The sequence below is a fragment of the Halolamina rubra genome, assembly GCF_000739555.1.
GTDB lineage: Archaea > Halobacteriota > Halobacteria > Halobacteriales > Haloferacaceae > Halolamina > Halolamina rubra.
In genome coordinates, this window is record NZ_BBJN01000030.1 from 28,040 (window position 1) to 40,367 (window position 12,328).

At 69.1% G+C, this 12,328-nt stretch carries 19 protein-coding genes and 2 tRNA genes; 16 read left to right on the forward strand and 5 right to left on the reverse strand.

The genetic code is table 11. From position 1 onward, the window contains the following. Positions 1–100 precede the first annotated feature (100 nt). Entirely contained in the window at positions 101–310 is a 210-nt protein-coding gene (locus tag ACP95_RS08385) for a hypothetical protein (RefSeq protein WP_049980769.1), read from the forward strand. Positions 311–331: 21 nt separating this feature from the next. Here ACP95_RS08385 and ACP95_RS08390 read toward each other — a convergent pair whose 3' ends face one another. From ACP95_RS08390 to ACP95_RS08400, 3 genes are all read right to left on the reverse strand, one after another. Beyond that, a complete protein-coding gene (locus ACP95_RS08390; protein WP_049980770.1) occupies positions 332–967 on the reverse strand; it encodes a uracil-DNA glycosylase in 636 nt (211 codons plus the stop codon). Positions 968–1,031: 64 nt separating this feature from the next. Continuing rightward, positions 1,032–1,343, reverse strand: a complete 312-nt coding sequence (locus ACP95_RS08395; protein ID WP_049980771.1) for a hypothetical protein — start codon at positions 1,341–1,343, stop codon at positions 1,032–1,034. Beyond that, complete coding sequence (locus tag ACP95_RS08400) at positions 1,333–2,376, reverse strand: Mrp/NBP35 family ATP-binding protein (protein WP_049980772.1); 1,044 nt, start codon at positions 2,374–2,376, stop codon at positions 1,333–1,335. Before ACP95_RS08400 ends, ACP95_RS08395 begins: the two co-directional genes overlap by 11 nt. A gap of 179 nt (positions 2,377–2,555) precedes the next feature. Here ACP95_RS08400 and moaA point away from each other — a divergent pair, with 179 nt between their 5' ends. After that, entirely contained in the window at positions 2,556–3,584 is a 1,029-nt protein-coding gene (gene moaA / locus ACP95_RS08405; protein ID WP_049980773.1) for a GTP 3',8-cyclase MoaA, read from the forward strand. Between the two features lie 9 nt (positions 3,585–3,593). On the opposite strand, the gene ACP95_RS08410 is transcribed toward moaA, so the two are convergent. Both ACP95_RS08410 and ACP95_RS08415 read right to left on the reverse strand, forming a co-directional pair. After that, positions 3,594–4,700, reverse strand: a complete 1,107-nt coding sequence (locus ACP95_RS08410) for a lipopolysaccharide biosynthesis protein (protein WP_049980774.1) — start codon at positions 4,698–4,700, stop codon at positions 3,594–3,596. Further along, positions 4,631–5,134, reverse strand: coding sequence for a lipopolysaccharide biosynthesis protein (locus ACP95_RS08415; protein ID WP_049980775.1), 504 nt, complete (start codon positions 5,132–5,134; stop codon positions 4,631–4,633). The genes ACP95_RS08410 and ACP95_RS08415 overlap by 70 nt, the downstream gene beginning before the upstream one ends. Positions 5,135–5,509: 375 nt before the next feature. Here ACP95_RS08415 and ACP95_RS08420 point away from each other — a divergent pair. The 14 genes from ACP95_RS08420 (at position 5,510) to ACP95_RS08485 (ending at position 12,273) form a co-directional block, all read left to right on the forward strand. Next, a tRNA-Ser gene (locus ACP95_RS08420) sits at positions 5,510–5,594 on the forward strand. A gap of 22 nt (positions 5,595–5,616) precedes the next feature. Further along, positions 5,617–6,132 carry a 30S ribosomal protein S13 gene (locus ACP95_RS08425; RefSeq protein WP_049980776.1) on the forward strand — a complete coding sequence of 172 codons (516 nt, stop codon included), beginning with the start codon at positions 5,617–5,619 and terminating at the stop codon, positions 6,130–6,132. Beyond that, positions 6,129–6,659: a 30S ribosomal protein S4 gene (locus ACP95_RS08430; protein WP_049980777.1), complete on the forward strand. Its 531-nt coding sequence runs from the start codon at positions 6,129–6,131 to the stop codon at positions 6,657–6,659. The genes ACP95_RS08425 and ACP95_RS08430 overlap by 4 nt, the downstream gene beginning before the upstream one ends. Beyond that, on the forward strand, positions 6,656–7,057 hold the full coding sequence (locus tag ACP95_RS08435; RefSeq protein WP_049980778.1) for a 30S ribosomal protein S11: 402 nt from the start codon (positions 6,656–6,658) through the stop codon (positions 7,055–7,057). Before ACP95_RS08430 ends, ACP95_RS08435 begins: the two co-directional genes overlap by 4 nt. Before the next feature lie 3 nt (positions 7,058–7,060). After that, positions 7,061–7,822: a DNA-directed RNA polymerase subunit D gene (locus ACP95_RS08440; RefSeq protein WP_049980779.1), complete on the forward strand. Its 762-nt coding sequence runs from the start codon at positions 7,061–7,063 to the stop codon at positions 7,820–7,822. A gap of 117 nt (positions 7,823–7,939) precedes the next feature. Then, positions 7,940–8,024 (forward strand) — tRNA-Leu (locus ACP95_RS08445). A gap of 42 nt (positions 8,025–8,066) precedes the next feature. Then, a complete protein-coding gene (locus ACP95_RS08450) occupies positions 8,067–8,423 on the forward strand; it encodes a 50S ribosomal protein L18e (RefSeq protein ID WP_049980780.1) in 357 nt (118 codons plus the stop codon). After that, positions 8,420–8,857 (forward strand): 50S ribosomal protein L13, encoded by a 438-nt coding sequence (locus ACP95_RS08455; RefSeq protein WP_049980781.1) that lies wholly within the window; start codon positions 8,420–8,422, stop codon positions 8,855–8,857. Before ACP95_RS08450 ends, ACP95_RS08455 begins: the two co-directional genes overlap by 4 nt. Next, complete coding sequence (locus ACP95_RS08460; protein WP_049980782.1) at positions 8,851–9,249, forward strand: 30S ribosomal protein S9; 399 nt, start codon at positions 8,851–8,853, stop codon at positions 9,247–9,249. Before ACP95_RS08455 ends, ACP95_RS08460 begins: the two co-directional genes overlap by 7 nt. Before the next feature lie 12 nt (positions 9,250–9,261). Beyond that, a complete protein-coding gene (locus ACP95_RS08465; RefSeq protein ID WP_049980783.1) occupies positions 9,262–9,456 on the forward strand; it encodes a DNA-directed RNA polymerase subunit N in 195 nt (64 codons plus the stop codon). After that, positions 9,453–9,635 (forward strand): DNA-directed RNA polymerase subunit K, encoded by a 183-nt coding sequence (locus ACP95_RS08470; RefSeq protein WP_049980784.1) that lies wholly within the window; start codon positions 9,453–9,455, stop codon positions 9,633–9,635. Before ACP95_RS08465 ends, ACP95_RS08470 begins: the two co-directional genes overlap by 4 nt. Then, positions 9,632–10,831, forward strand: a complete 1,200-nt coding sequence (eno, locus tag ACP95_RS08475) for a phosphopyruvate hydratase (RefSeq protein WP_049980785.1) — start codon at positions 9,632–9,634, stop codon at positions 10,829–10,831. The genes ACP95_RS08470 and eno overlap by 4 nt, the downstream gene beginning before the upstream one ends. Continuing rightward, positions 10,828–11,589: a 30S ribosomal protein S2 gene (rpsB, locus tag ACP95_RS08480; protein WP_049980786.1), complete on the forward strand. Its 762-nt coding sequence runs from the start codon at positions 10,828–10,830 to the stop codon at positions 11,587–11,589. Before eno ends, rpsB begins: the two co-directional genes overlap by 4 nt. A 306-nt stretch (positions 11,590–11,895) precedes the next feature. Further along, a complete protein-coding gene (locus ACP95_RS08485; protein ID WP_049980787.1) occupies positions 11,896–12,273 on the forward strand; it encodes a cupin domain-containing protein in 378 nt (125 codons plus the stop codon). The last annotated feature ends 55 nt before the right edge of the window (positions 12,274–12,328 follow it).

Consider the following 12,328-nt stretch of genomic DNA (forward strand, 5'->3'; position numbering starts at 1 on the left):
CGACTCTCGGCTCGCGGCGCGCTTGAATCCGGCGGGTCGCGGCCGACGGGCGTCACCGGGGGAGCGTCGCGCTTAAGCGACTGCCGGCCGAGCGGCCGGTATGCTCGACTCACGCGCGCTGGGCCTGCTCGCGACCGGCGTCACCTCGGCGCTGGCGCTCGGCGGGATCGCGACGTTCCTCCGACTGCTCCCCGGCTCGTCGACGACGGTCGCGAGCGCGGCGACGTTCGCGCTCGTCGTCGTCGCCGTCGCCGCGGGCGTCGTCGTCGGCACCGGTACTGGGCCGAAAGACACTGCGTACTGGTCGTAACCCGCGAGGGTCACCCTCGACCTAGCGGCTCCGCCGCCCCTTCGTCTGCCGGTAGTCCCGCGAGAACACGTTCTCCTCGACGTGCTCGACGAACGCGGCCTCCTGCGCGTCGGTCTGCTCGGCGGGGGGGATCATCGGCACGAGCTCGAACCCCCGGCCGCGGACGGTCGTCGCGTGCTCGTCGTGCACGTCGAAGCTCTCGGGGGCGCGCGTGGTGTACTCGATCGCGAGCTCCCGGAGCGCGCGGTCGCCGACGGGGACGATGATGTGGGGGTTGATCATCCGGAGCTCCGCGTTGAGGAACGGCTCGCAGTTCCGGACCTCCTCGTCGCTTGCGGGGCGCTCGGGATGGCGACAGCGCGAGAGGTAGGTGAGGTAGACGTTCTGGAGGTCCGGCTCGGCGGCGTCCGGGGGTGACCGCGAGAAGCCGAGGTCGCCGAGGATGCGCTGCACGCGCTCGCCGGCGTCGTCGCCAGTGAAGGGGACGCCCGCCGCCTCGGCGCCGGCCGATGGCCCCTCGCCGACGAAGACGAACTCCGCGCCGGCGTCGCCGTAGCCGTGGACCACCTGCTCGCGGCAGTCGGCGAGCGCCGGGCAGTTCCGGCAGTCCTCGTCCATCGCGAACGGGTTCGAGAGCTCCTCCTGGTGGGCGTCCACGTTCGCACGTCATTACCGACCGCGGGGGAAAACGGTTCCGGGCGACCGACAGCGGGAGAGCCGGCTACTCCTCGTCGGGGTTCAGTCCGCCCTGCTCGCGCACTTCGAGGATGTGGCGCATGTTCATGTAGATCTCCGGGATCGAGGTCTCCTCGCCAGGCTTGTACAGGTCCGAGACGCGGTAGAGCAACGCCCCGATCTGGGAGGCCTCCGAGGAGCCGTCGCGGCCGCGGATCTCGTCGGCGACCTCGCGCAGCACCTCGCGTTTCTCGGCGTCCTCGGGGAACGTCGCCTCGGCGTCGGGCGCCATCTCCCAGTCCGTTTCCCCTTCTTCGTCGGATGCGTCGTCGCCGGTCTCGCCGTCCTCACCAGCCATGCTGCTGGACGCTCTGCCGGCGGATGACGCCGACGTTGTTGGCGACGTTCTCGGTCAGCACGCGGAACGCGTCGGCGGTCTCGCCCTCGCGCAGCACGACCGGTTTCCCCTCGTCGCCGCCCTGTCGGATCGCGGGGTCGATGGGGATGCCGCCGAGGAACGGCAGGTCGTTCTCGTCGGCCAGCGTCCGGCCGCCGCCCTCGCCAAAGATCTCGTGCTCGTTGCCGCAGTCCGGACAGCGGAACGAGGCCATGTTCTCGGCGATGCCGAGCACCGGCGTCTCGTGCTTGCCGAACATCCGCAGCCCCTTGCGGGCGTCGTCGACGGCGACCTCCTGGGGCGTCGTGACGACGACGGCGCCGGTCAGCGGCAGCGTCTGGAGGATCGTCAGCTGGGTGTCGCCGGTCCCCGGCGGCAGGTCGAGCACCATGTAGTCGAGCTCGCCCCACTCCACGTCCTCGACCAGCTGGGTCAGGAGCTTGTGGACCATCGGCCCCCGCCAGATCACGGGGTCGTCCTCGCCGGAGAGGAAGGCCATCGACATCAGCTTCACGCCGAACTTCTCCGGCGGGATGATGGTGTCCTGGTCGGTCGCCCGCGGCGCCTCGTCGGCGTCGAGCATCCGGGGCACGTTCGGCCCGTACACGTCGGCGTCGAACAGCCCGACCTCGGCGCCGAGCTTCGAGAGGCCGGCGGCGATGTTGACCGCCATCGTCGACTTGCCGACGCCGCCTTTCCCGGAGGCGACGGCGATGATGTTCTTCACGCCCGGCAGCACCTGGTCGTCCTCGGCCTGGTCGTCGGGGATGTTGGCCGAGAGGTCGACCTCGAGGCCGGCGTCCTGGAGCTTCTCCCGGACTTCGGCGGCGATCGCCGACTCGTGGGGCGCGTACGGTGCGCCGAGCGCCAGCGACACCTTCGCGACTCCGTCCTCGACCTCGATGGCGTTGACCAGTCCCAGCGACACCAGATCGTCGCCGAGGGATGGGTCCTCGACCTCCGCGAGCAGGTCGCGTACGGCGGCTTCGTCCATAGCGGGAGGTGGCGCGTTCCGCTAATGAGGGTTTTGAAGCCGGTATTAGCGCCGTGGCGGGTCGGGACCGTTTTTGAACCCGTTCGCACGGTCACACCCCGAGGCACGTAACCGAATTGGGTTACAAATTGGGTGTCACCACCCGGATGCTTAAGCCCGTTCGGACGAACCATTGACTAATGCCGCTCTCGGACGAGTTCGGCCGCGAGGTGACGGGCGTCCGCGTCTCCCTCACCGACCGGTGCAACTTCGACTGTGTCTACTGTCACAACGAGGGGCTCGGCGACACTCGCGGCCCGATGGAGCCGGGCGACGACGAGATGGGGACCGACGACGTGGTGCGCTTCCTCGACGTGGTGTCGGAGTACGGCGTCGACTCCGTGAAGCTCACTGGCGGCGAGCCGATGCTCCGCGAGGATCTGGAGGAGATCATCCGCCGCGCGCCCGACGAGATGGAGGTGTCGATGACGACCAACGGGACGTTCCTCCCCGGACGCGCCGAGGAGCTGAAGGAAGCCGGGCTGGATCGCGTCAACGTCTCACAGGACGCGCTCGACCCAGACGAGTTCGCCGAGATCACGAAGTCCGGCGCCTACGAGAAGGTGATGGAGGGCGTCCAGGCCGCTGTCGACGCCGACCTCGCGCCCGTGAAGCTCAACATGGTCGTGTTCGAGCACACCGCGGGCTACGTCGAGGGGATGGTCGAGCACGTCGCCGAGAACGAGGGGCTCCAGCTCCAGCTGATAGAGTACATGCCCGAGCTCACGGGCCGACCGGAGTGGAACATCGACATCCAGCGCGTCCACGACTGGCTCGCGGACCTCGCCGAGCACGTCGAACACCGCGAGATGCATGACCGGAAGCGCTACTTCGTCAACCCCGACGCCGCCGAGTCCGTCGCCGCCGCCCCCCAGCCGTCCGAGCTCGACGAGTTTCAGGGCGGGATGGTCGAGATCGTCGACCCCGTCGAGAACGAGGAGTTCTGCGCCAACTGCGGCCGGGTCCGGGTCACCCACGAGGGGTACCTGAAGGGCTGTCTCAACCGCAACGACGACCTGAAGTCGATGGGCGAGATGAGCCGCGAGGAGATCCGCGAGACGTTCGAGCAGGTCGTCGCCGAGCGCGTGCCCTACTACGGCGAGTACCTGGTCGAGAACGAGCGCGGCGAGTACGAGATCAACGAGAAGTACATCTCGGCCGCGGACTGAGCCGCCTTCTCACGCTCCCGGAATCATTTCCCCGTACCGCTCGGCCAGCGTCGACGCCAGCCGACGCTCGACCGGCGTGAACCCCAGCGTCCGCAGCGTCGCCGCGAACGCCCCCAGCCCCAGCAGCGTGCCGACGACGGCGCCGACGACGCCGGGGGCGAGCGCCCGCGCGACGAGTGCGACGGCGCCGAACGGCAGCGCCGCCAGCAGGGGGTAGCTGTGGCGCTTCGTGAACGGCTGGAGCCCCTCGAGGTGGTACAGCACGGCGACCTCGATCCCGTTGTTGAGCGTGAGCATCAGCAGGTACGTCCAGACGACGCCCGCGAGCCCGAACTCCACGGTGAGCGGGATCGCGACGACCGCGAGCACGGTCGTGATGCCGACGTTGGTGACCAGCAGCGCCTGCTGGTGGTCGGTCATCCGGAGCAGGATCCCCACGCTCCCCGCGGCGCAGGCGGCGATCTGAGCGAGCACGAACAGCACGAGCAGCGGCGCGTACTCGGTGAACGTCGGGCCGAACGCGGCCATCACGGTCTCGCGGTAGACGACGACGGGCACCGCGGCGGCGACGACGCCGACGAGGACGAGCCGGCTGGTGACGTGGTAGAGCCGCGAGAGCGCGTCGTCGTGGCCCTCCTCGTTGAGCGCGGCGGCGACCGGCGGGATGAACTGGTTGATCGCCATCAGCGGGAGGCGCACGAGCTGGGAGACCAGCACGCCGACGGCGAACACCCCGCCCGCGACGCCGGAGAGGAACACCGCGATCAGGGGGTAGAAGCCGAGCCGCTGGGTCGTCGTCGCGATGCCGCCCAGGAACAGCGGGATCGTGTAGTCGAGGTAGCGCCGGCGGAGCGCGGGCAGCCCCGGGCCGCGCAGGCGCGGGCGGAACCCGCGTGCGCGGACGATCCAGACGGCGGCGCCGACGCCGGTCAGCCCCATCACCGCCAGCACGCCGCCGGCGACGACGGCGATGTCGTCGACGACGAACGCGCCGACGACGCCGACGAGCAGCTGGGCCGCGGGGTAGACGAGCCGCATCGTGAGGTTCAGCGGCGCCACCTCCTCGATCCCCCGGAGCACCTCCGTGACGGTGAACAGCCAGACGCTCGCGGGCATCCCGAGCGCGAACACCTGCAGAGCGTCTCGAAGCGGGCGCTCTGCCCGGTCATCGACGTGATCCGCGGCGCCGCGAGGAAGAGGCCGGCGCCGAACACGCTGGCGACCCCGAGCAGCAGCAGCGACGCGAACGTCGCCAGCGCGTCGCGCTCCTCCTGGTCGGCGGTCGGGAGGAAGCGACTCAGCCCGTTCCGGAAGCCGAGCACGATCCGGGCGAGGAACCGCTGGATGCGCCGGGCTAGCGCGAACAGGCCGTACGGCGCCGCGCCGATGCCGTTGGTGAGCGCCGCGGTGAACACGACCGTGAGGCCGCGCTGGAGCAGGATGCTCGGCACCGAGACGGCGGCGCCGTGGGCGACTCGCTCCAGGGCGTCGTCGAGCCGACGAGCCACGTCGTCGACGGCGTCCTCCTGGGGTGACTCGTCGGGGGACACGTCGCCCGCTACCCGGAACGCCCGAAAAAGTCCGACGGTCTCGCTCCCGCGTGTGGTGTGTCACCGAAGGTAGATTGATTGGCTGTCGGCTCGGCTTCCGCGTGTGTCGACCCCTGGTAGTTCCTGGAGCGCCGGCGGGCGACGACGAGTACCGCGGTCGCCCCCTGGCGTCGACGGCCGAGGCCCGGGAGCTGCTGGGGCTGTAGCGGGGTCCCGCCGACGATATCCCGACGCCGGCCCCGGTGTTTCCCTCTCCCACACCCACCCCCGTTCCGTGATGTTTAAGTGTACAGTCCCGGAAGCGATGGGTGTAGTGAACTGTAGGGGCGCCGTGTCCCGAGTCCGACGGAGTCGGGCGACGATACCAGCACGCGGGTTGCGGTAGCCTAGCCTGGCCCAAGGCGCAGGGTTGCTAACTCTGTGGCGCACAGCCTCCGGGGTTCAAATCCCCGCCGCAACGCTCGCACCGACACCAACCAGATATGAGTGCAGAAGAACCAGCGGACGGCGAGGCGGAGGAGGAGGACCTCCAGTACTTCGTCCGGATCGGGCAGACCGACCTGGACGGGACGAAATCCGTCGAGCGGTCCCTCAGCGAACTCAAAGGCATCGGCAAGCGCATGGCGCGCATCGTCGCCGACGAGGCCGACGTGAATCGGCAGGCGACGTTCGGGCGCCTCGACGACGACGAGATCGACAGCGTCGTCGAGGTCGTCGAGAACCTCGGGGAGCACGTTCCCTCGTGGATGGCCAACCGGCAGAAGGACTTCTTCTCCGGCGAGACCACCCACGTGACGGGGAGCGACCTCGAGGAGTCCCGGCGCCACGACATCAACCGCATGAAGATGATCAGCTCCTACAAGGGCGTCCGCCACGAGCGCGGGCAGAAGGTCCGCGGACAGCGGACCAAGTCCACGGGTCGAACCGAGGGGACCATCGGGGTCAACATCGAGGAGATCCGCGAGGAGATGGAAGAGGAAGGCGGTGAGGAAGAATGACGACCGGAAACGCAACCAAACGCTACGAGACACCGAACCACCCGTTCCAGGGCGAGCGCATCGCCGAGGAGGCCGGGCTGGTCGACCGCTACGGACTCGAGAGCAAGGAGGAGCTCTGGCGCGCACAGTCGCGCCTGCGTGACTTCCGACGCGAGGCACGACGGCTGCTCGGCGACGCACAGGGCGACGTCGAGACGGCGAACGAACGCGGCAGCGAGTTCGTCGCCCGCCTCCGGAAGATCGGCATCCTCAACCAGAACGACGACATCACCGAGGTGCTGAACCTCGACGAGACCGACGTGCTCGAGCGTCGGTTCCAGACCGTCGTCTACCGGCAGGGGCTCGCGTCGACGCCCCAGCAGGCTCGACAGTTCCTCGTCCACGGCCACGTCACCGTCGACGGCGCGCGCGTTACCGCGCCCTCGAAGTTCGTGACCGTCGACGAGGAGGACAGCATCGAGTTCGACGAGAACTCCGTGCTGGCCGACGAACTCCACCCCGCACGCGCGGAGGGTCAAGACGAATGAGCGAGAGCGAGACCACAGCGGACGGCGAGAAGTGGGGTATCGCACACGTGTTCGCGTCGTTCAACAACACGCTGATCACGGTGACCGACGCCACCGGCGCCGAGACGGTCGCGAAGTCCTCCGGTGGGACGGTCGTGAAGCAGAACCGCGACGAGGCGTCGCCGTACGCGGCCATGCAGATGGCCGAGGCGGTCGTCGAGGACGTGAAGGCCGCCGGCATCGGCGGCGTCCACGTCCGCGTTCGCGGTCCGGGCGGCAACGACACGAAGTCCCCGGGGCCGGGCGCGCAGGCGACGATCCGTGCGCTGGCCCGCGCCGGGCTCGAGATCGGTCGCATCGAGGACGTCACCCCGCTTCCCCACGACGGGACGCGCGCACCCAAGAAGAACCGACTGTAACACATGGCAGACGAATTCGACGTCGAGTTCATCCGAGGCGACGACCGCGAGGCGCGGATCCTCGTGCGCGGTCTCACCCCGGCCTTTGCCAACGGGCTCCGCCGGGCGATGATCGCGGACGTGCCGACGCTGAGCATCGACACGCTCCGCGTCGTCGAGAACTCCTCGGTGATGTTCGACGAGATGATCGGGCTCCGACTCGGGCTCGTCCCGCTGACGACGCCCGACGACTTCGAGTACGGTGACACCGTCACCCTCTCGCTCGACGTCGAGGGGCCGGACACGGCGTACTCCGGGGATCTCGAGTCCTCGGATCCCGACGTCAAGCCGGCCGACGAGGACATCCCGATCATCCAGCTCAACGAGAACCCCAGCGGCGAGAACCAGCGCATCGAGCTGGAGGCAGAGGCCGTCCTCGACGACGGCAAGAGCCACGCCAAGCAGTCCGGGGGCGTCGCGGTCGGCTACCGCCACCTGCGCAAGGTGTCGGTCGTCGGCGACCGCGGCGAGTTCGACGAGGAGGAGACCAACATCCTCCGCGGGGTCATCGAGACCGAGGATGGCGAGCTGGTCCCCACCGACGAGTTCGATCACGACCTGACCGAGCGCTACCCCGGGAAGGAACTCGAAGTCGAGGACGTCCCCGGGGCGTTCGTCTTCCACGTGGAGACGGACGGCTCCATGACGGTCGAGGAACTGGTGCTCCGCGGTATCGACTCGATCGAGTCGCGCGCGGACGAACTGCAGGAGAAAGTCGCAGTCTGATGACCTGGACCCCACGACACCCCGACGCCAGCCCCCGAACCGGGAGCCGCGGCGCCGGCGCGTCGTGGGTGCGGACCGAAACCGCTTTGAAGGGCCATCGAGTACGCGAGAGTGCAGGCAGGGATAGCCAAGTCAGGCCAACGGCGCAGCGTTCAGGGCGCTGTCCTGTAGAGGTCCGCAGGTTCAAATCCTGCTCCCTGCACTCTCAGTTTTCCGGAGGCAACTCCACGCTAGAGGTAAATCCATGAGTAGCAACAAGACGAACCCGAGACTAGGGAGCCTCATCGCCGAGCTCAAGTCGGTCTCGCGTGACGTCGGCGCCAACGTTTGGGCCGACGTCGCCGACCGACTCGAGAAGCCGCGCCGCACGCACGCGGAGGTCAACCTGGGCCGCATCGAGCGATACGCCCAGGAGGACGAGACCGTCGTCGTGCCCGGCAAGGTGCTCGGCAGCGGTGTGCTCCAGAAGGACGTCACCGTCGCCGCGGTCAGCTTCTCCGGCACCGCCCGGAAGAAGATCGACCAGGTCGGCGAGGCGGTGCAGCTCGAACAGGCAATCGAACAGAACCCCGAAGGTAGCAACGTGCGGGTGATCCGATGAGCGTCGCCGAGTGGGAGGCCGACGTCGTCGTCGACGCCCGCGACTGCATCATGGGTCGCGTCGCCAGCGAGATCGCCCAGCGGGCGCTCGACGGCGACCGCGTCGCCGTGATCAACGCGGAGCAGGCAGTCATCACGGGGAACGAGGAGGCCACAATGGAGACCTACCGCAAGCGCGCGGATCTGGGCTCCGACTCCGGCCCCTACTACCCCAAGCGCCCGGACCGCATCTTCAAGCGCTCCGTGCGCGGGATGCTGCCGTACAAGCAGGACCGTGGCCGCGAGGCCTTCGAGAACATCCGGATCTACGTGGGCAACCCCCACGACCGCGACGGCGAGGTGCTCGAGGGCACCTCGCTCGACCGGCTCTCGAACATCAAGTTCACCACGCTCGGTGAGATCTCCGAGACCCTCGGCGCCAACAAGACATGGTAACGAACACGTCCGGCAAGAAGAAGACGGCCGTCGCCCGCGCCACCGTGAGCGAGGGCGAGGGTCGCGTTCGCATCAACTCCCAGCCCGTCGAGCTGGTCGAACCGGAGCTGGCACGGCTCAAGATGCTCGAGCCGTTCCGCATCGCCGGCGACGAACTCCGCGAGGGGGTCGACATCGACGTGTCGATCTCCGGCGGCGGGTTCGCGGGGCAGGCCGACGCGGCCCGCACCGCGATCGCGCGCGGGCTCGTCCAGCACCTGCAGGACGCCGAACTCCGCGACGCGTACATGGAGTTCGACCGCTCGCTGCTGGTGAACGACTCCCGGCAGTCCGAGCCGAAGAAGTGGGGCGGGCCCGGCGCGCGTGCCCGTTACCAGAAGTCCTACCGCTGAGGTGATCAAACCATGATGATACCCGTCCGGTGTTTCTCGTGTGGCAAAGTCATCGGGGAACACTGGGAGGAGTTCGAGGAACGAGCGCGTGACGGCGAGGAGGACCCCGCAGCGGTGCTCGACGACCTCGGCGTCGATCGGCACTGCTGCCGGCGCATGATGGTGAGCCACCGCGACCTGGTGGACGTCGTCTCCCCCTACCAATGAGCACGGACACCGAGTTCAACCGGTACGAGAAGGCCCGCATCATCGGCGCCCGAGCGCTGCAGCTGTCGTACGGCGCGCCGGTGCTCGTGGAGACCGACCGGACCGAACCGTACCTCATCGCGGCAGAGGAGTACGACGCCGGCGTCCTGCCGTTCACCGTTCGACGGGAGGGCAAATGACGCGCATCAGCGGCGTCTCGCTCCGGCGCGTGCTCGACTCCCGTGGCAACCCCACGGTGGAGGCCGACGTGCTGACGGTGTCGGGCGGCTTCGGCCGCGCGGCGGCCCCCTCCGGGGCCAGCACCGGCGAGCACGAGGCCATCGAGCTGCCGCCCGGCGAAGCGATCGCCGCGGCCCGGAAGCACGCGATCCCCCGGCTCGTGGAGGAGGTCCACGCGGGGAACCAGCGCGAGGTCGACGCGGCCCTGCGCGGCGCCGACGGCACCGAGGACTTCTCGGAGATCGGCGCCAACAGCGCGGTCGCCATCTCGATGGCGGCGGCGAAAGCCGGCGCCGACGTGCTCGGGGCGCCGCTGTACCAGCATCTCGGCGGCGCGTTCCGGGGGGACAACTTCCCGGTGCCGCTGGGCAACGTCGTGGGCGGCGGCGAGCACGCCGCCGACGCGACCCACATCCAGGAGTTCCTCGCGGCGCCGGTCGGGGCCCCCTCCGTCGCGGAGGCGGCCTTCGCCAACGCCGCGGTCCACGAGACCGTCGGCGAGCTCCTCACCGAGCGCGGCGTCCCGGCCGCCAAAGGTGACGAGGGCGCCTGGGCGCCGTCGATCGACGACGCCGAGGCGTTCGAGATCGTCGCCGAGGCCTGCGAGCGAGTCGCCGAGGACGTCGGTTTCGAGGTCGCGTTCGGCCTCGACATGGCGGCCTCGGAGCTCTACGACGGCGACGCCTACCAGTACGGCGAGACGAGTCGATCGCCCGCGGAGCAGATCGACTACGTCGCCGACCTGGTCGCGGAGTACGAACTGGCGTACGTCGAGGACCCCCTCGAGGAGAACGACTTCGAGGGGTTCGCGGCACTCACCGATCGAGTCGGCGACGAGACGCTGATCTGCGGTGACGACCTGTTCGTCACCAACACCGAGCGACTCCGACAGGGTATCGAGCGGGGCGCTGGCAACAGCATCCTGATCAAGCCCAACCAGATCGGGACGCTCTCGCTGGCGGTCGACGCCATCGAGACCGCGACCCGCAACGGGTTCACGCCCGTGATCTCCCACCGATCGGGGGAGACGGAGGACACGACCATCGCACACCTCGCCGTCGCGACCGGCGCACCGTTCATCAAGACGGGCACCGTCGGGGGCGAGCGAACTGCCAAACTCAACGAACTCATCCGCATCGCGGAGGACGCTGTATGAGCGAAAGCGAGAACGACGACACAGAACCCGCCGAGGAGGAAGTGGCCGACGAGGTCGCCGACTCCGAGGCGGCGGCAGAGAGCGCCTCGAGCGACGAGGCAGAGACAGAGCAGGCCGACGAGGCCGAGGAAGAGGAGTCCCGGTTCGACGAGAACGTCATGCCGGAGGGCGAGGAGGAAGCGGACCTCCTCATCCCGGTCGAGGACTACCTCTCCGCCGGGGTCCACATCGGGACCCAGCAGAAGACGAAGGATATGGAGCGGTTCATCCACCGCGTCCGCGACGACGGCCTCTACGTGCTCGACGTGAGCCAGACCGACGGCCGCATCCGGACCGCCGCGGAGTTCCTCTCCAACTACGACCCCGAGCAGGTGCTCGTCACCTCCTCGCGGCAGTACGGCCGGTTCCCGGCCGAGAAGTTCGCGGACGCCATCGGCGCCCGCGCACGCACGGGTCGGTTCATCCCGGGCACCCTGACGAACCCGAAGTACGACGGCTACATCGAGCCGGACGTCGTGGTCGTCACCGACCCGATCGGTGACGCCCAGGCGGTGAAGGAGGCCATCACGGTCGGCATCCCCGTCATCGCCATGTGCGACTCGAACAACGCCGTCTCGAACGTCGACCTGGTCATCCCGACCAACAACAAGGGCCGACGCGCGCTGTCGGTCGTCTACTGGCTGCTGGCCAACGAGACGCTCGACAACCGCGGCGCGGAGCCCAGCTACGCCCTCGAGGACTTCGAGGCCGGGCTCTAGGCCCGTCGAGAGCTTTCTGCGGTCGTTTTCGCGCCGAACAGCGGCGGCGCCGTCGCTCGCGACGGTCGAAAGCGGATGGGGATGTCGGTCGGAAACCCGACCGACGGGAGTCGGGTCACCGGGCGTCTTTGGGGGGTGTCGACGGCCGGCGACGACGCGACGGGGGTCGCGCCCGGCACGCCGCGGTGACGTGCCGCCACACCACCTACCGTACACGGAGTGGTACAAAAATTTCCCGCCGCCTCTCTCACTCGTGAAAACGGTTTCCCCCGACGAGCTTTTGCGGCCGCTGGCCGAGGCTCCCCCATGGGCTACCGAACTGTCGAGACCGCGGCCGTCGAGCCGACGCCGGACCGACCGTGCGAGCTCCGCCGGCTGACCGAGGCGGCGGGCCTCGAGCACGTGGCGCTCAACCGCTACAGCGTCGACCCCGGCGAGGAGATCCCGCTGGCGTACCACTACCACGACGAGCAGGAGGAGGCGTTCTTCGTGATCGCGGGGGAGATCGAGGTCGAGACGCCGGAGGGGACGTTCGCGGTCGGCGCCGACGAGCTGTTCGCCGCCGACCCGGAGAGCCCCCACCGGGCGTACTGTCCCGAGGACGCCGAACGGACGGCCGAGGTGCTCGCCGTCGGCGCGCCGCAGACCGAGGGCGACGTGCACGCCTACGACGGCGCGGAGTGAGCGGGCGGGGCGTCGTCGCCAGTCGGAACGACTGTAACCATCGAGAGCGAGCGTT

Bases quoted from the DNA above. Each gene is read 5' to 3' on its own strand.
- ACP95_RS08485 (WP_049980787.1), top strand. From the start codon at position 11,896: ATGGGCTACCGAACTGTCGAGACCGCGGCCGTCGAGCCGACGCCGGAC.
- rpsB (WP_049980786.1), top strand. From the start codon at position 10,828: ATGAGCGAAAGCGAGAACGACGACACAGAACCCGCCGAGGAGGAAGTG.
- ACP95_RS08430 (WP_049980777.1), top strand. From the start codon at position 6,129: ATGACGACCGGAAACGCAACCAAACGCTACGAGACACCGAACCACCCG.
- ACP95_RS08395 (WP_049980771.1), bottom strand. From the start codon at position 1,343: ATGGCTGGTGAGGACGGCGAGACCGGCGACGACGCATCCGACGAAGAA.
- ACP95_RS08450 (WP_049980780.1), top strand. From the start codon at position 8,067: ATGAGTAGCAACAAGACGAACCCGAGACTAGGGAGCCTCATCGCCGAG.
- ACP95_RS08385 (WP_049980769.1), top strand. From the start codon at position 101: ATGCTCGACTCACGCGCGCTGGGCCTGCTCGCGACCGGCGTCACCTCG.
- ACP95_RS08435 (WP_049980778.1), top strand. From the start codon at position 6,656: ATGAGCGAGAGCGAGACCACAGCGGACGGCGAGAAGTGGGGTATCGCA.
- ACP95_RS08400 (WP_049980772.1), bottom strand. From the start codon at position 2,376: ATGGACGAAGCCGCCGTACGCGACCTGCTCGCGGAGGTCGAGGACCCA.
- ACP95_RS08455 (WP_049980781.1), top strand. From the start codon at position 8,420: ATGAGCGTCGCCGAGTGGGAGGCCGACGTCGTCGTCGACGCCCGCGAC.
- ACP95_RS08425 (WP_049980776.1), top strand. From the start codon at position 5,617: ATGAGTGCAGAAGAACCAGCGGACGGCGAGGCGGAGGAGGAGGACCTC.
- ACP95_RS08470 (WP_049980784.1), top strand. From the start codon at position 9,453: ATGAGCACGGACACCGAGTTCAACCGGTACGAGAAGGCCCGCATCATC.
- ACP95_RS08465 (WP_049980783.1), top strand. From the start codon at position 9,262: ATGATGATACCCGTCCGGTGTTTCTCGTGTGGCAAAGTCATCGGGGAA.
- ACP95_RS08440 (WP_049980779.1), top strand. From the start codon at position 7,061: ATGGCAGACGAATTCGACGTCGAGTTCATCCGAGGCGACGACCGCGAG.
- ACP95_RS08410 (WP_049980774.1), bottom strand. From the start codon at position 4,700: ATGCCCGCGAGCGTCTGGCTGTTCACCGTCACGGAGGTGCTCCGGGGG.
- moaA (WP_049980773.1), top strand. From the start codon at position 2,556: ATGCCGCTCTCGGACGAGTTCGGCCGCGAGGTGACGGGCGTCCGCGTC.
- ACP95_RS08460 (WP_049980782.1), top strand. From the start codon at position 8,851: ATGGTAACGAACACGTCCGGCAAGAAGAAGACGGCCGTCGCCCGCGCC.
- eno (WP_049980785.1), top strand. From the start codon at position 9,632: ATGACGCGCATCAGCGGCGTCTCGCTCCGGCGCGTGCTCGACTCCCGT.